This is a genomic window from Gilliamella sp. wkB72, assembly GCF_001693745.1.
Taxonomy (GTDB): Bacteria; Pseudomonadota; Gammaproteobacteria; order Enterobacterales; family Orbaceae; genus Gilliamella; species Gilliamella apicola_E.
The window spans coordinates 115,089-134,376 of sequence record NZ_LZEI01000021.1; the positions used below are offsets into that span (position 1 = coordinate 115,089).

The 19,288-nt window shown below is 36.4% G+C and carries 18 protein-coding genes and 2 pseudogenes; 6 read left to right on the forward strand and 14 right to left on the reverse strand.

What is annotated here, in order from left to right; genetic code table 11:
• Positions 1 to 349: 349 nt before the first annotated feature.
• On the forward strand, positions 350 to 1,531 hold the full coding sequence (locus A9G07_RS10585; protein WP_065735078.1) for an NAD(P)/FAD-dependent oxidoreductase: 1,182 nt from the start codon (positions 350 to 352) through the stop codon (positions 1,529 to 1,531).
• Here the strand turns inward: A9G07_RS10585 and A9G07_RS10590 are convergent.
• Positions 1,528 to 2,952, reverse strand: coding sequence for a sigma 54-interacting transcriptional regulator (locus A9G07_RS10590; protein WP_141677513.1), 1,425 nt, complete (start codon positions 2,950 to 2,952; stop codon positions 1,528 to 1,530). The two genes, A9G07_RS10585 and A9G07_RS10590, sit on opposite strands and share 4 nt — an antisense overlap.
• Before the next feature lie 254 nt (positions 2,953 to 3,206).
• On the opposite strand from A9G07_RS10590, the gene lysA reads away from it, so the two are divergent.
• Genes lysA through A9G07_RS10610 form a run of 4 tightly spaced genes read left to right on the forward strand, consistent with a single transcriptional unit; the run spans position 3,207 to position 8,630 of the window.
• Positions 3,207 to 4,604, forward strand: coding sequence for a diaminopimelate decarboxylase (gene lysA / locus A9G07_RS10595; RefSeq protein WP_065563732.1), 1,398 nt, complete (start codon positions 3,207 to 3,209; stop codon positions 4,602 to 4,604).
• Positions 4,605 to 4,657: 53 nt separating this feature from the next.
• Positions 4,658 to 6,064: an APC family permease gene (locus A9G07_RS10600; RefSeq protein ID WP_065563731.1), complete on the forward strand. Its 1,407-nt coding sequence runs from the start codon at positions 4,658 to 4,660 to the stop codon at positions 6,062 to 6,064.
• Positions 6,065 to 6,083: 19 nt separating this feature from the next.
• Positions 6,084 to 7,190, forward strand: a complete 1,107-nt coding sequence (locus A9G07_RS10605) for an alanine/ornithine racemase family PLP-dependent enzyme (protein ID WP_065735086.1) — start codon at positions 6,084 to 6,086, stop codon at positions 7,188 to 7,190.
• A 54-nt stretch (positions 7,191 to 7,244) separates the two neighbouring features.
• Entirely contained in the window at positions 7,245 to 8,630 is a 1,386-nt protein-coding gene (locus A9G07_RS10610; RefSeq protein WP_065735088.1) for an amino acid permease, read from the forward strand.
• Positions 8,631 to 8,723: 93 nt separating this feature from the next.
• Here A9G07_RS10610 and A9G07_RS10615 read toward each other — a convergent pair whose 3' ends face one another.
• From A9G07_RS10615 to A9G07_RS10650, 8 genes are all read right to left on the reverse strand, one after another.
• Positions 8,724 to 9,326 (reverse strand): MarC family protein, encoded by a 603-nt coding sequence (locus tag A9G07_RS10615; RefSeq protein ID WP_065735090.1) that lies wholly within the window; start codon positions 9,324 to 9,326, stop codon positions 8,724 to 8,726.
• Positions 9,327 to 9,477: 151 nt separating this feature from the next.
• Positions 9,478 to 9,828: a 50S ribosomal protein L19 gene (gene rplS, locus A9G07_RS10620; protein WP_065563727.1), complete on the reverse strand. Its 351-nt coding sequence runs from the start codon at positions 9,826 to 9,828 to the stop codon at positions 9,478 to 9,480.
• A 31-nt stretch (positions 9,829 to 9,859) separates the two neighbouring features.
• The gene (gene trmD, locus A9G07_RS10625) at positions 9,860 to 10,612 is read right to left on the reverse strand and encodes a tRNA (guanosine(37)-N1)-methyltransferase TrmD (protein WP_065735092.1); all 753 of its coding nucleotides are present in this window, start codon (positions 10,610 to 10,612) and stop codon (positions 9,860 to 9,862) included.
• A 16-nt stretch (positions 10,613 to 10,628) separates the two neighbouring features.
• Positions 10,629 to 11,156, reverse strand: coding sequence for a ribosome maturation factor RimM (gene rimM / locus A9G07_RS10630; RefSeq protein WP_065563725.1), 528 nt, complete (start codon positions 11,154 to 11,156; stop codon positions 10,629 to 10,631).
• Positions 11,157 to 11,174: 18 nt separating this feature from the next.
• Positions 11,175 to 11,423: a 30S ribosomal protein S16 gene (rpsP, locus tag A9G07_RS10635; RefSeq protein WP_065563724.1), complete on the reverse strand. Its 249-nt coding sequence runs from the start codon at positions 11,421 to 11,423 to the stop codon at positions 11,175 to 11,177.
• A gap of 209 nt (positions 11,424 to 11,632) precedes the next feature.
• Positions 11,633 to 11,935 (reverse strand): AtuA-related protein, encoded by a 303-nt coding sequence (locus tag A9G07_RS10640; protein WP_065735093.1) that lies wholly within the window; start codon positions 11,933 to 11,935, stop codon positions 11,633 to 11,635.
• 1 nt (position 11,936) lies between these two features.
• Complete coding sequence (locus A9G07_RS10645) at positions 11,937 to 13,274, reverse strand: acyclic terpene utilization AtuA family protein (RefSeq protein ID WP_065735095.1); 1,338 nt, start codon at positions 13,272 to 13,274, stop codon at positions 11,937 to 11,939.
• 21 nt (positions 13,275 to 13,295) lie between these two features.
• Positions 13,296 to 14,606, reverse strand: coding sequence for a CitMHS family transporter (locus tag A9G07_RS10650; RefSeq protein ID WP_065735097.1), 1,311 nt, complete (start codon positions 14,604 to 14,606; stop codon positions 13,296 to 13,298).
• Positions 14,607 to 14,979: 373 nt separating this feature from the next.
• Here A9G07_RS10650 and A9G07_RS10655 point away from each other — a divergent pair, with 373 nt between their 5' ends.
• Entirely contained in the window at positions 14,980 to 15,867 is an 888-nt protein-coding gene (locus A9G07_RS10655; RefSeq protein WP_065735099.1) for a LysR family transcriptional regulator, read from the forward strand.
• Positions 15,868 to 15,905: 38 nt separating this feature from the next.
• Here A9G07_RS10655 and A9G07_RS10660 read toward each other — a convergent pair whose 3' ends face one another.
• From A9G07_RS10660 to A9G07_RS12235, 5 genes and pseudogenes are all read right to left on the reverse strand, one after another.
• Positions 15,906 to 16,274 (reverse strand): DUF956 family protein, encoded by a 369-nt coding sequence (locus tag A9G07_RS10660; protein ID WP_065735101.1) that lies wholly within the window; start codon positions 16,272 to 16,274, stop codon positions 15,906 to 15,908.
• 150 nt (positions 16,275 to 16,424) lie between these two features.
• Entirely contained in the window at positions 16,425 to 17,336 is a 912-nt protein-coding gene (locus A9G07_RS10665; protein ID WP_065735103.1) for a PTS system mannose/fructose/sorbose family transporter subunit IID, read from the reverse strand.
• A 16-nt stretch (positions 17,337 to 17,352) separates the two neighbouring features.
• A complete protein-coding gene (locus tag A9G07_RS10670; protein WP_065735105.1) occupies positions 17,353 to 18,153 on the reverse strand; it encodes a PTS mannose/fructose/sorbose transporter subunit IIC in 801 nt (266 codons plus the stop codon).
• 21 nt (positions 18,154 to 18,174) lie between these two features.
• Positions 18,175 to 18,717: pseudogene (locus tag A9G07_RS12230) on the reverse strand (PTS system mannose/fructose/N-acetylgalactosamine-transporter subunit IIB); the annotation flags it as partial.
• Between the two features lie 59 nt (positions 18,718 to 18,776).
• A pseudogene (locus A9G07_RS12235) lies at positions 18,777 to 19,149 on the reverse strand (PTS sugar transporter subunit IIA); the annotation flags it as partial.
• Positions 19,150 to 19,288 lie beyond the last annotated feature (139 nt).

Below are 19,288 nucleotides of genomic sequence, written 5' to 3' on the forward strand. Positions count from 1 at the left end.
ATAGGCATTAATCCCATAATAGGTGTGAAGGTAATTAAAAATAGGTTTTTGGTCAAATAAATATTACTTATAAGTCAATCTTTTAATAACTCAGTCTATATTTATTAATGAAGCTAATATCTCATATTAACTATTTGTTTATACTATAATTAAAATTTAATAGAGACAAAAGTTTCAGAAATTGGTTTTTTTCTCATAATAATAATTAATATTTGATTAAAAAAAAGTTGAGGAACGGGGTTTTTGAGCATCAAAATTGGCGATTTTTACACATTTTTTCAAGAATGAGTGAGTTAGAATCGCTACTCTTATATAATAGATAATCTTTATTATGGGTAATAGGTCTTATATGCAAAATAAAATTACAATTATTGGTGCGGGTGCTGCTGGGCTTTTTTGTGCCGGATTATTAGGACAAAAAGGTTATGATGTAACTGTTATTGATAATGGTAAAAAATTAGGACGCAAAATTTTAATGTCTGGTGGTGGTAAATGTAATTTTACCAACCTTAACGTAGAATCGACCCATTATATTTCAGAAAATCGTCATTTTTGTAAGTCTGCATTAAAGCGCTTTACTCAATGGGATTTTATTCAACTGGTTAATCAATACAGTATTGCCTATCATGAAAAAGATCATGGTCAGTTATTTTGTGATAATTCAGCGCAAGATATTGTTGATATGCTTGCCCAAGAGTGCCAAAAGGGGCAAGTTAAATTCATGTTAAACACTCAGCTTGAAGATGTTGAGGCTGAGCAGCAAGGATTTAAACTATCGACTTCACAAGGTTTTGTTCATACTGATAAATTAATTGTAGCAACTGGTGGGCAATCTATGCCAGCACTAGGTATGACCGCGATCGGATATAAAATTGCCGAAAAATTTTCGATTCCTGTTGTGCCCGTAAAAGCAGGGTTGGTGCCATTTACCTTACATAAACCTTTGCTAGAAGTATTATCCACTTTGTCGGGCGTTGCCGTGCCGGTTGAAGTATCTAATGAACAAATATCTTTTAAAGAGAATTTGCTGTTTACTCATCGAGGATTATCTGGACCAGCGATTTTACAAATCTCTAGTTATTGGCAAGCAGGTGAAGCCATTACCATTAATTTGTTGCCAGACGTAAGCTTTGAAGGTGATTTTCAACGCTTGTTAGAAAATAATCGCAATCAAAGCATTAAAAATTGTTTGGCGCAAATATTACCGAAGCGGTTAATTGAAGCTTTGATGCAATTAAATTTGATAGCCGATTTAACCGTTAAGCAATTAACGCCTACTCAGCAGCAAGTGCTTTACCAAACGTTAACTAGGTGGATGGTTACACCGAATGGAACGGAAGGCTATCGTACAGCTGAGGTAACTTTGGGTGGTGTGAGCTGTGATGCTTTATCGTCAAAGACGATGGAGGCGAAAAATCACCTCAATCTCTATTTTATTGGTGAAGTTGTTGATGTAGCTGGTTGGCTAGGTGGTTATAATTTCCAATGGGCTTGGAGCAGTGCATTTGCTTGCGCGCAATCCTTTGATTAATTATCAATTACCCCCATATGTATATCATATTTCTTAACTTTATATTGTAATGTGGTTCGCGAAACATCGAGTAATTTTGCCGCTGTAATAATTTTCCCATTGGCCTGATTTAATGCATCAATAATAAGTTGCTTTTCATAATTTTCGACTTGTTCGGTAAGATTACCAGTTATTTCGCTGGTAGTCGTTTTTTCAAGCTTGGCTTCATCTTGTGGATAAGGGCTATGAAGGTCAAATAATTCTTCATCCAGAATAATCTGCTGCAATTCTCCTGGCTCATTTTGTAAAACCATACTTCGGACAATAGCGTTTTCTAGCATTCGCACATTACCCGGCCAAGGCGCTGACATAAGTTGCTGTAATGCATGTTCACTAATACCAGTAATCAAAACACTTACATCAGTTTTATGTTTATCAATAAAGTATCTTGCCAATACAGGAATATCTTCTTGTCTTTCGCGTAGTGCTGGCAGTTTAATTAATCCGACATTTAATCGATAAAATAGATCGCTACGCATTTTGCCGGTTTTTAATAAATCGGCTGGTGATTCATTCATAGCTGCAACAATTCGAACATCAGCATGTTGCTCTTTATTCCCGCCTAGTGGCCAATAGGTTTTTTCTTGTAAGAATCGTAACAGTTTGCTTTGCATTTCAAGTGGCATCGCGTTAAGTTCATCAAGAAATAACGTACCACCATTAGCAAGTTCAAGATAACCTTGGCGATTTTCAGCTCCAGTGAAAGCTCCTTTAACAGTTCCGAATAAAGTACTTTCAATCAATGTTGTAGGCAAAGCGCTACAGTTAAGTGAAATAAACGCTTTATCACGGCGTTGGCTAGTTTGGTGAATTAATCTAGCAAATAGCTCTTTCCCAGTGCCGGTTTCGCCAACAATCAATACTGGCACATCATTACTACCTAAAATATTAGTCTGGTCGATCACCTGTTGCATTTTTTTTGAAGCAAAAACGATTTCTGGTAATGGCTGTTCTTTATTTTGATATAATTTTCTATTAAGACTGAATACCTGATCTTGCAGTTGTCTAACATTAGATAAATTACGACCAATTTCAACCGCGCCAATAATTTCTTTTTTGTGATTATAAAGAGGAACCGTTGTATGTTGATAATCAACTAATTTGCCCACATGATTATAATAGGTTTGATAGGTATCTTGATATTCTTTACCATGTAAAGCTTGTAGCATAGTACTATCTTCTTTTTTCAAATTAGGGTAAACTTTAAGCATTGGTTTACCTATGGCTTGTTCCATTGGATAGCCATCAAGTTCTGCACTTTCCTGATTGTAGTAAATATATTTACCTTCTTTGTCAATAATAGCCATAGGCTGATGTATTAGATCAAAAAAATGTTTAAATATTTCCAATGCTTGTAATAATTCAGGATCAATTATCATGATACTAAAACCTTTTGAAAGTTGGATTCTTACTAAGTATAGCGAGCGTTAATTTAAATATCTTTCAATTATTACTAAAAAAAGTGACAAATTTTTGTCATAAAAACATATTTTTTACTAAATGACTAATATTAAATTTGTAATTATTCTGTTAAACAATTGATTGTTTGTGTTTTTTTAAGTTGGCACGTTGATTGCATTGTAAGTGAGTAATCTTTTTACTTACCTTTTTTATGTACTAATTAACTGGAGGTCATATGTCCGACACAATTATGTCAAATTATAACAAAATACGCACAGATCTTATAACTAAAGATCGTCGTTTCAGTGCTCAAGGCGGCAAACTTTGTTTTGATGGTGTGAATTTGGAAGAATTAGCAAAGAAATATCCAACACCTTTTTACGTATTTTCTGAAAAAGAAATTGACCGTAATATTCAGGAGATCAAAGATTCGTTTAAAGCTCATCCAAATACTAAGATTTTCTATGCGTCAAAAACATGTTCAGTAATGGGTGTGCTTAAAGCGATTAAAGATGCGGGTATCTATGCAGAAGCTAACTCAATGTTTGAAGTTCGTAAATGTTTAGAAATCGGTTTCCCTGGTAGCCAAATTGTTTTCAACGGTGTGGTTAAAAAACCAGTTGATTTAGAATTTGCTATCCAAAACGATCTTTACATCATCAACGTAGATAGCCTATATGAGCTTGATATTATTGATGAGATTTCACGACGTTTGAAAAAAGTTGCAAATGTTTGTGTGCGTGTTGAACCAAATGTACCGTCAGCAACTCACGCAGAATTAGTAACCGCTTATCACGCTAAATCTGGTATCGACTTAGAACAAGCTGAAGAGACTTGCCGTCGTATTCTTGAAATGCCTTATGTTCATTTACGTGGTTTACATATGCACGTAGGGGATCAAGTACCAGAAGCAGAACCTTTTGCAAAAGCGACTAAAGTATTAGTTGATGAATCACGCCGTTTAGAAGAAGTTCTTGGCATTAAATTTGATTTAATCAACGTTGGTGGTGGTATTCCTGTTCCATATAAATATGACGAAGAAAATGGTAATCCATTAGAAGACAATATGTATGCTGGTATTACTGCACAAGATTTCGCCGATGCGGTAATCAGTGAAGTACATAAATGGCGTACTGACGTTGAAATTTGTATCGAACCAGGTCGTAAAGTAACCGGTTCAGCTGGTGTGCTATTAACTGAAGTTGCTTGTGAAAAACGTAAAACTAACTACGATTTAGACGGTAACATCGAAGAACATGTTGAATGGAAATTTGTTGATGCGGGTTACAGCGTATTATCTGACAGTCAACACTTTGATTGGTTCTTCTATGTTTATGATGCATCAAGAATCACTGAGCAACATGATGAGTACATTAAATTAGCGGGTCCATTATGTGACGGTGGTGACTATTTCCATGTGGGTGTTAAAGGTGAAGAATTCTTATTACCTAAAGACACACAAATTGGCGATATCATTGCTTTCCTTGATGCCGGTGCTTATACCATCGAAAGCCAAACAGTTTATAACAACCGCCCACGTACTGCTGTTGTTATGATTGATAAAGAAGGCAAAGATCGATTGATTCGCCGTGAAGACACTTACGAGGATATGGTTGGATACGACGTGTATTAATCATGAACTGGCTGGGGCAATAACTGCCCCAGTTGTTATTATGTGAGGTTATTATGAGTGATTCTAAAGATTCAAGTTTACTTGGTATTAAAGACATTGTGTTTATGAATGTCATTGCAATATTGAGTTTACGTCAAATTCCTAATGTTGCTCCTTACGGAGCGTCAGCAATGGTGCTTTGGCTACTTGCTGCATTTTGTTTGTTTTTTCCATTAGCCATGGTTTGTGGTGAGCTTTCAACAGGCTGGCCAAAAGATGGTGGGATCTTTGTATGGGTAAAAGAAGCATTTGGTAAACGTGTCGGTTGGATAGTGGTTGTTTGCTTCCTGTTTTCATGTGTGCTTTTCTTCCCATTAATGTTGCAGTTTGGTTTTACTGCAATTGGTTATATGTTTAGCCCTGAACTTGCTCAGAATCAGGTATTTATTGGTGTTGGCTCCATGGCAGTATTCTGGATCTTAACGTTAATGAATATCAAAGGCATGAAATGGACTAAAATCATTAACAGTGTTAGTGCATGGTTAGGTGTATTTATTCCTGCTGCTATTATCGTGTTATTAGCTATTGTATGGTTAATGACTGGTCATCCAATGGCAACTGATTATAGCCATGTTAGTGATTGGATTCCGGATTTAAGTAGCTGGGATACTATTGTATTTTTATCAAGCATGATGTTTGCTTTTGCTGGGCTAGAAGTTGCACCAATGATCGCTGGTCGTACTCGTGATCCACAACGTGACTTCCCTAAAGCGATGGCGGTATCTGCAGTTGTTATCGTTGGTATCTATATGATTGGTACTTGGGCAATTAATACCTTATTACCTGCTGCTGATACTGATATTGTTGCCGGTGTAATGCAAGCGATGGAAGCTGCTGCTAAAGAGCTACACATGCCTTGGTTATTACCAGTAATGGCAATTTGTTTGTTCTTTGGTGCATTAGGTCAAATTAACTCATGGTTAGTTGGTCCTATCTATATGTTACAAGAAGCATCAAAAGAAGATAACTTACTTGGTGAACGTATTGGTCGATTACATCCTGTATATCAAACACCAGCATTTGCTTTAGTTATCCAAGCAATAATTGTAACGGTACTTTGTTTCTCAACATTCGTATCACCAAGTATTGCTGCTGCATATTGGATGTTAACTGCATTAACAACCATTTGTTACTTTATTCCTTATTTAGTGATGTTTATTGCGTACTATCGCTTACGTATTACTCAACCAGATGTACCACGTAGCTTCAAGATTCCTGGTAAAGTTTTACCAATTATTTTACCTGGTTTAGGTTTCTTATCTACGCTATTTGCGGTGATCTTAGTCTTTATTCCACCAGCACAAATTGATATGGGTGGATATGTTGAGTACATCGCTAAAATTGTTGGTGGTGCAGTGCTTGCAATTGTGTTAGCTGAATGGATATACCATCGCGCACAAAGACGTAACCGCTTGCAATAAGATATAGAGGAGTAAATTTATGTACAAACCTATATTGGAAATTGATTTAGGTAAATTAAAAGACAATGCCCGTGTTGAAAAAGAGCTTCTTGCTAAACACGGCATTGAAGTGATGGCGGTAAATAAAGTCTTTGATGGCTGTGTTGAAACCGCCAAAGCGGTGCTTGATGGTGGTATTGATGTGATTGCTGAATCAAGAACCTACAATTTGAAGAAACTTAAAGATGCTTTAAATTGTAAAACTTGTTTATTACGTAGTCCTTGTTTAAGTGAGATCAGTGAAGTAGTGAAATACGCAGATATTAGCTTAAACAGTGAAAAACAAGTTATCCAAGCACTTTCTGATGAAGCGGTAAAACAACAAAAAGTCCATCAAGTACTTTTAATGGTTGATATGGGCGATTTACGTGAAGGTATTTGGTTTGAACATGTCGATGATATCATCGAAACAGTCAAACTAATCTTATCTTTACCGGGTGTTGAGCTTTATGGGCTTGGGACCAACTTCAACTGCTATGGTACTGTTCTACCAACTGTTAAAAATGGTGTGGATTTTTTACACATAGCGCGTAAAGTAGAAGAAGCTTGTAATATCAAGATCAAGTATCTATCAGCTGGTAATTGTACAAGTTACCATCTGCTTGATAAAGGGATCTGGCCAGAAGGGCTTAATCACATTCGAATTGGTGGTTTACATGAGTTTGGTATTGAGTATGTGGATATGAAATATCTTGATGAGTTTCATCACTCAAACAAACCTGTAGAAAAAGCTTGTAGTGACATGTATAAATTGTATGCACAAATCATCGAGCTTAATAGTAAACCAACCGTTCCTGTTGGAGAATTAGGTGTTGATGCCTTTTTGAACAGCAAAACTTTTGTTGATCATGGTACTCGTAAACGCGCGCTTCTCGCTTTTGGCCGTCAAGATGTGCCAGCAGAAAGCTGTATACCGATTAATGACAACATTACGGTCTTAGGTCAAACCAGCGATCATACTATTGTTGATATTGAAGATGTTTCTGAAACATTACGTGTTGGCGATATGATTGGGTTTGAGCTTGATTATACAGCCCTACTTATGGCTTGCCAAACCAATGGTGTAGAAAAACGGTTTGTTTATTAATATCTATCAGCTGCTGGGCAACCAGCAGCTATTATTGATTACTAGGCGGTTTACATGGCAACATCAGAATCTCAAGAAAGTCCTTATCCCAGTACCTTAAAGAAAAACTTAAAAAATCGTCATTTATTGATGATTTCGTTAGGTGGCTCAATAGGAACTGGATTATTTATTGGTATTGCAGCACCACTTAGCACGGTTGGACCGTTAGGCACGATTATCGCATATCTACTTGCGGGTAGTATTATGCTGTCGACCATGCTTTGCTTAGGTGAACTTTCTTGTGCATTCCCACATGCGGGTTCTTTTCAGCATTATGCACTAATGTTTATTCCACATCCTATTTGGAGTTATACCATTGGCTGGTTATATTGGTTAAGCTGGGTACTGTCTATGGCTGCTGACTTAACTGCAGCTTCGATGATCGCTCACCAAGTTTTTTCCTCTATTCCCATCTATATTCTTAGTCTAATTATTTTAACCGTTATTACTTGTGTCCATTTAACGTCTGTTAGAGCTTTTGGCGAAAGTGAATACTGGTTTTCAACGATAAAAGTATTGGCCATTATTGCATTTATAGCTGTTGGCATTTATTTACTCTATCATCAATATAATCAAACACATGTATTACCAACACTTAAAACCGACCAAGGTTGGTTTCCTAGTGGATTTTTATCAATTTTTGTTTGTATGACAATTGTTACTTATTCATTTCAGGGCGTCGAATTAATTGGTAGTGCAGCGGGTGAAGCGCAATCACCTCAAAGCGTATTGCCAAAAATTATCACTGGTGTGGCTTTTCGTATCATCTTGTTTTATGTGTTAGCGATTGCGGTGTTAGCACTAGTTTACCCTTATGGAGCAACCCATAATGAAATTAGCCCATTTGTTTGGGTATTCAATAAAGCCGGGATTACCTTTGCTTCATATGTGATGCTATTTGTTATCTTTTGTGCTGCAATATCGGCCGCTAATTCGGCTGTTTATGCCAGCTCGAGAATGCTATGGTCGATGGCTCAAGATGATTTAGCACCAAAATACTTTTCAGAAGTCAATAAACGAGGCGTGCCAACTAAAGGAATATTATTTATCGCAATTATTGCGTTAGTTTCGCTGTTTTCTAAATATATTGCTGCTGAAAAATTATATCTCTATTTGGTAGCAAGTACTGGACAAGTTGGGTGTTTTGCTTGGATTATTATTGCTTGGTGCCAATATCAATTTCGTAAGGGAGTGAATGAAGGCAAATACTCTAAAGATATGATCAAATTTAAATCTCCGCTATTTCCTTGGTTAGCGATGATTTCTATTACTGTTAACATTATTATTATTGTTGGGGTATGGTTTGGTGAATCAGGGCATTTTATTTTATTATCTGAGGTAATCTTAATTTTCGTAATTTTAGCTTCATATTACTTTTTCAAAAAACGTAAATCCGATTAACTTTATTATCAGTTTAGGTAATCACCTTAACTATCAATTATAGGTGATTACTTATTGTTAGAATTGAACTTTTAATTATCTGAATTATAAAACTTATTTTAAAAATGCAGAGACGCCAGTAAATACAACTTGAGCGGCAATAGCTGATATTAATAACCCGGTAAGTTTTGACAAAATTGCTATACCAGTATTTTTTAAAACGTTAGCAATGCTTTTTGCGCATAGTAACATGGCATAAATACCGCTTGAGGCAATCAATAGCGAAAGGGCGCCAATCAGGTTTTGCATACCTACCGAACTTGTCCCCATAACAATAATCGTACCAATGGAGGCTGGTCCCATACATAAAGGTATTGCAAGAGGAACCACACTAATATCATCATCATCAGTATGAATTTTATTTTTTTCAGGTGAATCATTCATCAATGAAACAGCGGTAATAAATAGTAATGCTCCCGACCCAATTCTAAAAGCATCGAGTGTAAAACCAAACACACTAAACATGGCATTACCAAAAAAGAATAACACGATACCAATAATAAAAACGGCACACGATGTTTTAAGTGCAGTCTTTCGGCGTTGTTGTTCATCATATTGTTTAGTACCACTTAAGAATGCACTTAGCACTGCTGGTGGTGTCATTAAAGCGAATAACTTGGTTGTGGTGGCGAGAATTTCAACAAGATAGTTATCCATAGTATTACCCTTTATAGCTTTAGATATTGCTTGAAATCTGTCAACAATTGTTGGCGGGAATCAACTATACACATAAAAACGGTCACCATAAAGGTGACCATATTTAATTGGATATAATTTTAATAGTTTATTAAATATTAACCAATTTGAATTAGTTAAGGCGCTCTTTAATACGAGCCGCTTTACCACGAAGTTCGCGTAAGTAGTAAAGTTTAGCTTGACGTACTTGACCACGACGTTTCACAGTAATTGAATCAACAGTTGGTGAGTGAGTTTGGAATACTCGTTCAACACCTTCGCCATTCGAAATTTTACGTACTGTAAATGCAGAATGTAAACCACGATTGCGAATTGCAATAACCACACCTTCATATGCTTGAAGACGTTTTTTGTTACCTTCAACAACCCATACTTTAACTTCTACCGTATCACCCGGACGAAAAGACGGGATGTCTTTTTTCATTTGTTCTTGTTCTAATTGCTGAATAATTGCATTTTTCATAATTTTGTCTCTTACTAGTTATACTGAAATATTAATGGCTCGGTTTATCACGATATTCATGTTGGAATTCAGTGAGTAAACGTTGCTCTTCATCAGTCAGAGCTAGATTTTCAAGAAGATCTTCTCTTCTCAACCAAGTTCGTCCTAGTGATTGTTTCAATCGCCAGCGACGAATCGCTTCATGGTGACCAGACATTAACACATCAGGCACCGCCATTCCATCTAACACCTCAGGTCTGGTATAGTGTGGACAATCAAGTAAACCGTTTGCAAAAGAGTCTTCTTCTGCTGATGATTCATGATTCAATACGCCTGGAATAAACCTTGCTAATGCATCAATCATTGTCATCGCCGGTAATTCACCGCCACTTAACACGTAATCCCCAATTGACCATTCTTCATCAATTTCGGTTTGGATAACGCGTTCATCTATACCTTCATATCGACCACAAATCAAAATCAATTTTTGATATTGTGACAACTCGCAAACACCTTGTTGGTTTAATTTGCGCCCTTGTGGGGAAAGATAGATTACTTTTGTATTTTCACCTGCTACTGCTTTCGCAGCATGAATCGCATCTCTAAGTGGTTGTACCATCATTAACATGCCGGGACCACCACCATAAGGCCTATCATCGACAGTCTTATGCTTGTCATGCGCAAAATCGCGCGGGTTCCAATATTCTACTGTTAACAGTCCGTTTTTTACTGCTCGACCAGTTACACCATAACAGGTAATAGCTTGGAACATTTCGGGAAAAAGGCTAATTACGCCAATCCACATATTCTTACCTTACCGATTAAAATGCGGGATCCCAATCGACCACAATCATTTTTGTTGTTAAATCAACTTGTTTAATAAATTGTTCTTCAACAAAAGGAATTAAACGTTCTGTTGCTCCAAATGCATCTTTTAGATTTGCTTTAACAACCAACACATCATTAGAACCGGTTTCCATTAAATCAGTTACTTGACCTAAATCATAACCGTTAATTGTTTTCACTCTACAGCCAATCAAATCTTTCCAATAGAAATCGCCTTGATTAAGCTCAGGCAATTCTTCTGCATCAACGAATACTTCAGCATTAGTTAACGCATTGGCTTGATCTCGATCATCAACGCCTTTGAGTTTGACAATCATATCTTGATTATGAGGTTTAAAGCTCTCAACGATTACTTCCTGCCATTTTCCAGCACGCTGGATATACCAAGGTTTGTAATCAAAAATACTATCTGGAAATTCTGTAAACGAAAAAATCCTGAGCCATCCACGAATGCCGTAGCTTGAACCAAGTTTACCAACAACGATTAGATTCTCAGTATTCATCTTTACACTATTACTTAATTAAGCAGCTTTTTGTGCTTGTTTGATCAATGTATTAACACGATCAGAAATAGTAGCACCTAAACCAACCCAATAATTTACGCGATCAAGATCTAAACGTAATTCTTCTGCTTTACCTTGTGCAATTGGATTAAAAAAGCCAACGCGCTCAATAAAACGACCATCACGTGGGTTACGGCTATCAGTGACAACTACTTGATAAAAAGGGCGCTTTTTAGAGCCACCACGAGCTAAACGAATAGTTACCATAACATCCTCTTAAATTAAAAAATAATCTTTCTTTTGCCCAACACGGACAAAATCAAAGCCCCAAAATTATACTCTTTCTAGCAAAAAGTGCAATGGTTGTTTATTGATGATAGCAAGCTTTATACTTATTTTCGGGTAGATAATAAAAAAATCTCATCAATGATGATTGATGAGATTTACAAAGTAATAATAACAATGATAAAAGAGTCTTAGTCTATATCCATATCCATTAATGCTGCACTAAGTCCTTTTCCATGCATATCAAGAGCTAAAGAACGAGTAACACCACCGCCTAATGCTTCATACATAACAAAGTTTAATGCACCAATATTAGGTAGTTCATAACGAACTACTTTTCCTTTAACGATGTCTGAAAAGAATTCTTTGACTTTCTCTGCTGTAACAGCAGCCTTTAATTTTTCATAATTATTTATATCATAAGCAATAACTGAAATATTAGAGATATTACCTTTATCTCCTGTACGTGAATGCGCTAGTTCTCTTAATTTCATTTTATACCTCCAAATAGCTAATGATTGGCTTGACCAATTTGCGTTCAATCAGCGTTGAATCCATGGCAACAATCTCTTTTACAGATTTAAATGCACCACCACCTGCTGCAGGACCGTTGGTATACAAAGCTTCGACTTCATTACCAATTGAAATTGCATCTGCTTTATTTTTGAAACGACCCGCAACACGAACTCTTACTTCATATGGTTTGCTTGTTTGTGATAACTTGTTGCCATGTAATGAATTTATGCCGATTAAGTCAAAACGCAACTCATCAGCATTGGCATGAATAATCGAAAGACGTTCTTTTACGATGTCTAATGCTAATTGGCCTCGTTCCGTTGCACCTGGACCTGCGTAACTCATTTCTCCTTCACCAATAAAACCATCTAAATAACCAACTGATACTTTTAATGTTTCAGTTTTCTGCCTACCTGTTGCTCCAGTTACTGAAACTCGATCTTTAGCTTCTTGTTTGAAAGTGACATTTGAGAAATCAGCAACTACATCTGGTGTTATATAAAATTGTGGGTTATGAATTTCATAAAGCATCTGTTCTTTACATGTATCAATATTGACGCAACCACCAGCTTCAGCAACTTTAGTAATAATGGCTTCACCATTTTCATTAACTTCTGCAATTGGAAAACCTAAACGAGCAAGTCCTTGCACATCTTTATACCCAGGATCAGCATAATATCCCCCCGTTATTTGACCTGCACATTCAAGTAAGTGACCAATAACAGTACCTTTTCCTAATTTATCCCAATCTGATAATGACCAACCAAATTCATAAACCATTGGTGATAAAAATAATGAAGGATCGGCTACTCGTCCTGTAATAACGATATCAGCTCCAGAATTAAGTGCTTCAACTAAAGCTTCACAACCTAAATATGCATTAGCTGAAACAATATTTTTGTTAGATTCAGAAATTTTTTGACCAATATCATCAAGTTTAAGATCCTGATTAATTACAGATTGATAAACATCATCCCCTTCAATAACCGCAATTTTTAATCCAGATAGACCCAATGACTGAGCTATAGATTGGATACTTTTACCCGCTGCTTGTGGGTTTGCGGCACCCATATTGCTAATAATTTTTATTTTATTTTTAGCACATAGTGGTAGTACTGCACGCATTCTTGCTTCTAGTAACTCATTAAAACCAGCGTTAGGATTAGCTTGTTTTTGTTTCTGACCTATTGCAATAGTTCGCTCTGCTAAACACTCAAATATCAAATATTGAATTTCCCCTTTTTGGGCGAGTTCTATTGCTGGCTCAATACGATCGCCGGCATAACCTGCACCACAACCAATTCTTATTGTTTTCATAGTTAACTACCTCTTTTAAATTTAAATCGGGAACACACCAGTAACAACACAAGCAACAGTCATAATGATGCTTGCTAACCATAAAATCGGAATACTAAATTTTTGATGATCGGCTAAATCAACGCCTGCAAGACTAACCAGTAGAAATGTGGCTGGTGTTAATGGGCTGACAGGGAATCCTGTGGTCATTTGTCCCATAATTGATGCTTGAGCAACTTGGATGCCCGGCACACCTAACATTTCTACAGTATTTGCTACAACGGGCATAATGCCAAAATAGTACGAGTCAGGATCAAAAATAAGGCTTAAAGGCATTGATACAATACCTGTGATAAATGGTACATGACTTGCAAAATGCTCTGGAATAAAATGGACTGCAGCTTCGGACATCGCTTTTAACATTCCTGAACCAGCCATAATTCCTGTAAAGGCACCTGCAGCAAATAAAATGCTTGCCATCATTAAAGCTGCTTTAGCATGAGCATTAATTCGTTCAGATTGCATTTTTACATTTGGGTAGTTGATCATAAGTGCGAGAGTGAGGGCAATCATGAATGCAACTGTAGGTGAAATATGTGTAAACACCATGGTACATAAAACAGCAATAACTAGAGCGATATTTACCCAAAAGAGATGAGGTCGGCGGAGTTTCTTTTCTTCTTCAGTTAACTCTTTTTCATGATGTGGAATACCGCCAGTTGCCAGTATTGCTTCTTTAGTAAGTCCTAAACGTTTTTGCTCTTTTTTGCCCCAATAATAGCCCATCAATATCATGAATGTTAGCCCAGCTATTTGTGCAGGAATGAGAGGAATAAAAAGATCATGTGTAGCAATATTTAATGCGCTTGCGGCGCGAATCATTGGTCCTGTCCAAGGTAAAAAATTTACACCTGCACTCAATGCGGTAATACCGATTAACATGCGTTTATCCATTCCTAACTTTTCAAATAAAGGTAACATTGTGGGTATTGTCACTAGAAAAGTTACAGCACCATTGCCATCTAAATGGGCAATTAGCGCTAAAATACCTGTACCAATAAGTATTCGAACAGGATTTGCACCAACAAAACGTAAAATGCGTTTAATAATGGGGTCAAACATCCCTGCGTCTGTTACCACACCGAAAAATGTAATGGCAAAAACAAACATAGCCGCCATTGGTGCAAGTTTTGTAATGCCAGCTACAATGTATTTTGGCGTGTCTAAACCACATCCAGCAACTAAAGCTCCGATTGTGGGAATGACGATTAATGCAACAATAGGTGACATTCGCTTTGACATTATGCAGTACAACATAACGACAATCGTTAAAATGCCGGTGAGTGCTAACATAGATAATCTCCTTAATAAAGTGAACACATTCCGTATGATATACAACTAAAAACAAGACAATTATTTAAATAAGATATGAATTTATTTGCAGTTAAAATAGGAAATTATTTATTTGAATTACAGATAAATAATTTGCTTAATTTTATAGATGTTTGGTTAAAAAATAGTAGTTTTTTCAGTTGGTTATAATAACAGTCAAAAATAGAGTTTTATTTAACCGTGCAAATGTCACAAAAAATAAAAATCTATTTTGATAACTAGCTCAAATAAATAAAAAGTATGTTACAGTTCAGTAATGCTAACTCATTGAAAATAAATATGATGAAAGCTATATTTTTACCATTTTGAAAAACATTGAGAGACTCGTTGTAATATGAACATTTCTATTAAGCAATTACGTGCATTTCTTGCTTTAGCTGAAACAGAAAACTTTACTCGTGCATCGGAGGTTGTCAATTTATCACAACCCGCATTTAGTGCACTTATAGCAACATTAGAACAAGAAGTTGGCTTTAGACTATTCGATCGTGATACCAGAAAAGTCCAACTCAATATTGATGGTTTACATTTTATAGAATTAGCCAGAAACCTAATTCATAACTATGATAATACTATTCGTGAAATAAAACGTTATTCTAGCGGTGAAGAAGGTAGTGTTACTGTTGCTGTTCTACCGTCTTTGGCTGTTAAATGGTTACCGCAAGTAATTAATAAATTTAATGAAGAAAACCCTAAAATTAGAGTCGATATTTTAGACACTCAATGGGATAGATGCTTACATGCTATTATTGATAACACAGCAGATTTGGCGGTGGCAGCAGGAACACCAACATTAAAAGATATTCATGCTGATTTATTGTTTTCAGATGAATTTTACTTGATTTGCCACAAAGACAATGTTCTTGCACAGAAACAATCTGTTGAGTTAAAAGAGTTAGAAGGGCATAACTTTATTGCTTTTTCAAAAGGTACAAGTATTCGTATTTATACCGATCAATTGACTCAGCTCTATAACATTCAATATGCCATGGAAGTTAGGCAGTTGACATCGATGATGGGGTTAGTTGCTGTAAATCAGGGAATTAGTATTACAACTGGGTTAACCTTATTCCAATTTGAACATGATAATATTGCGATTATTCCATTTAAAGATATCTCTTTAAAAAGAGCAGTTTATCTAATTAAGAAAAGGGATCGACAATTATCAAAACAAGCTCAAAAATTATATCAATTTATTCGGAATAATTACATGATAAATTAATATTTAAATTTATTAGTGTATTGTTTTAAATATAAATATTATCTTTTTTTCTTGAACAAAGCTCGTTTTAACACGTCAAAAAATCCTAACGCTTTGACCATTTTTTTGCTATCAACATAGACACGTATTGCTTTTAATACTTTTTTCGGCTCTTTGGACGCAAAAGCGAACGTGCCGTCTTTTTTAGTTTGTATGGAGTAACGAGATATCCACTTACCTTTAAAAAATACCGATGCGATAACATAATCGACCTCTTCCCAAGGAATTTGAATATATTTCCGAGGATCGCGTTGATGATAAAATTCGAACGCCTTATCACCAATCATAATATGGCCATATTCTGAAAAACCTGAAAAAGCAGTCGCTTTTACTGTTAAATCTACTTTGGTATTTAATGATTGAACCATTTAGCTACTTATATCCATTATTTTAATCTGAGTTGCTAAGGCACCCTTTTCTCATTATTTATAAAGAAAAGGGTGATTTTTGTTTGAGGAAAAACAGCAATTTTGCTTAAAAAGTGCGCTCCTCAACTTTTTTAGTCAACATTGTTGGCTTTATAAAAGACCAATAACATGACCAGTAACACCGACTAAGAATAGTGCAAGAATAATTATAATAGGTGATACTTTTTTACGAAGTAACCACATACAGAAGAACGTTAATAGTAATGGCACAAGTCCAGGAATTAGCTGATCTAAGTTATTTTGTAAAGTCGTTACTTGGTTTTGACTAAGTGCGAGCCCATCTTGCATTTGCATCAATGCTTTTTGTATACCTTCGGCACCAGCAGGTAGGGAATTCCAATCAATAAATGCACCATTATCTAATTTTACTGTGGATACGACTGGTTGGAATTTTATTGATACCCACCTTTGTACTAAAGCCGCCAGTACAAACATCCCCAAGATAGACGCACCTTTAGTGATTTTTTGGAGTACACCACCACTTAAGTTATCGGTAATTTTAGAACCAGTACGGTAACCTAATTCTTGGGTAAACCACATGAAGCACATGCGAATAATGTTCCAAAGTAGGAAGAATAGAATTGGACCTAGAATATTACCACTTAAGGCAAGTGAGGCACCTAGTCCACCAAGCATAGGACGAAGTGTAAACCAGAAAACTGGATCACCAACCCCAGCTAAAGGTCCCATCATTCCCACTTTTACCCCTTGAATAGTGACATCATCTACAGGCGCACCATTAGCTCGTTCTTCTTCAAGGGCTAAAGTCACACCAAGTACAGGTGATGCTAAATAAGGATGTGTATTGAAAAATTCTAAATGGCGTTTAAGTGCTGCCGAACGATCTTCTTTTGTGGTATATAATTTTTTGATAGCAGGAATCATTGAATAAACCAAGCCACCATTTTGCATACGTTCGTAGTTCCAAGAACCTTGAAGGAAAGTTGAACGCCAAGCTACCGATAAACGGTCTTTTTTCGATAAATGAATTCGATCTGTCATGTTCTTCTCCAAGTTCTTAGTAATCATTTAAAATATCATCAAGTGGATCGCCTTTACTACCAGCATTTGATGAATTGCCACGTTCAGAAAGATTTAGATAAATTAGTGCTAGAGCAATACCTAGAGCACCAATTGCAATCAAGGTTAATTGTGATATCGCGGCAACAACAAAACCAATAATGAAAAATGGCCAAACTTCACGACTTGCCATCATATTAATTACCATCGCGTAACCAACAGCCACTACCAAGCCTCCACCAATACCCATACCTTCGGATAGCCATTTAGGCATTGAATTTAATGCGTCCTTTACCACTTCAGCAGGAATAAATAACAGCGCTGCTGCTGGTATTGCAATACGTAAACCTTGTAAACAAACCCCTAATATTTGTAACCATTCGATTCTACGGATATTACCTTGCTCTGCTGCAGCATCCATTAAATGCACTAATGGGACGGCAATAGTTCGCACAATCATCGTTAAAAATAAGCCAGCAACTGCTAGTGGGATGGCAATAGCGATAGCTGTCGATACTCCAGCCTCACCTTGTCCACCAAGAACTAAAATAATAGATGAAGCAACAGCAGCAAGCGCGGCATCAGGTGCAACCGCTGCGCCAATATTTGCCCAGCCTAATGCTATCATCTGTAATGAACCACCTAACATTACGCCAGCTTCTAGATTTCCTGTCACTAGACCAATTAGTGAACAAGCAACTAATGGTTGATGGAATTGGAATTGGTCTAAAATACCTTCCATTCCAGCTAAGAACGCAATAACTATCACTAAAATGATAGCAATAATTGATAAAGTCATAATAATAACCCCTTAATTAAACTAATTCTTTTGTTCAGCTAATTCTTGTTTCGCTTTCTTTAATAATTCATCCATATTATCCTCAGAATCATTAGGTACTTTGCGAATGTCGAATTTCACATTTTTCGCTTTTAATTTCTCGAATGTATCAACATCTTCAGCGCTCATTGACAGCACTTTGTTGACCATTACCTTGCCGACAGAATGCGCCATTGAACCAACATTTAATGTTTGAATATCAACACCGCCATCTATAGCGCGAAGTACATCTTCAGGGTTTTCGAAAAGTAATAAGGCTTTGGTGTTACCAAAACGGGGATCATGCGCAACTTCAATAATTTTTTTAATTGGCACAACATTGGCTTTAACACCAGGAGGTGCGGCTTCTTCAATCAGTTTTTTCCTTAATTCATCTTTGGCAACTGAGTCTGAAACCACAATAATACGATTAGGGTTAGTCGTTTTAGTCCAAGAGGTTGCCACTTGTCCGTGTAACAAGCGTGAATCAACGCGAGCTAATACAATTTTCAATTTACCATCACCTAAAACAGTACCTTCAGGGATAGTGCTTGTTTGTTGATTGTTTTGCGTTGGTTTAGTTGCCACTTCAACCGTTGTTCTAATACCATCTTGGGCTGATTCAATAATGGCGGCAGCCACTTCTTTGGCGGTCTCCATCGATAAACGTGATGAGTATGCCTCAATCAACATTGGAAGATTTAAACCTGCAACGATAGCCCAATTTGGATGTTCACCACAGAGTGTATTGGCTTGGTTAAATGGTGTTCCACCCCATAAGTCGACTAAAAAAAGTACTTCATTTTGATCATCGAAAGTAGCAATTGCTGCCAGCATCCGTTCCTTTAAGCTTTCAGGACTATCACTTGGATGCAAAGTAACGGCTTTAACGTCTTCTTGCTCTCCAAATATCATCGTCCCTGATTGTAAAATACCTTCAGCAAACTCACCATGAGTTGCCAAGATTATTCCAACCATAACGTACCTCCCAGTTTTTTATATTATTGCTAATATAAAGTTAATAAAATAAATCTATTTACTTATTTTAGTTAACAATATGATTTATAAATTCGATCTTCATCAAGGTTTGATAAAATATATTGCTAAATTTTAGAAT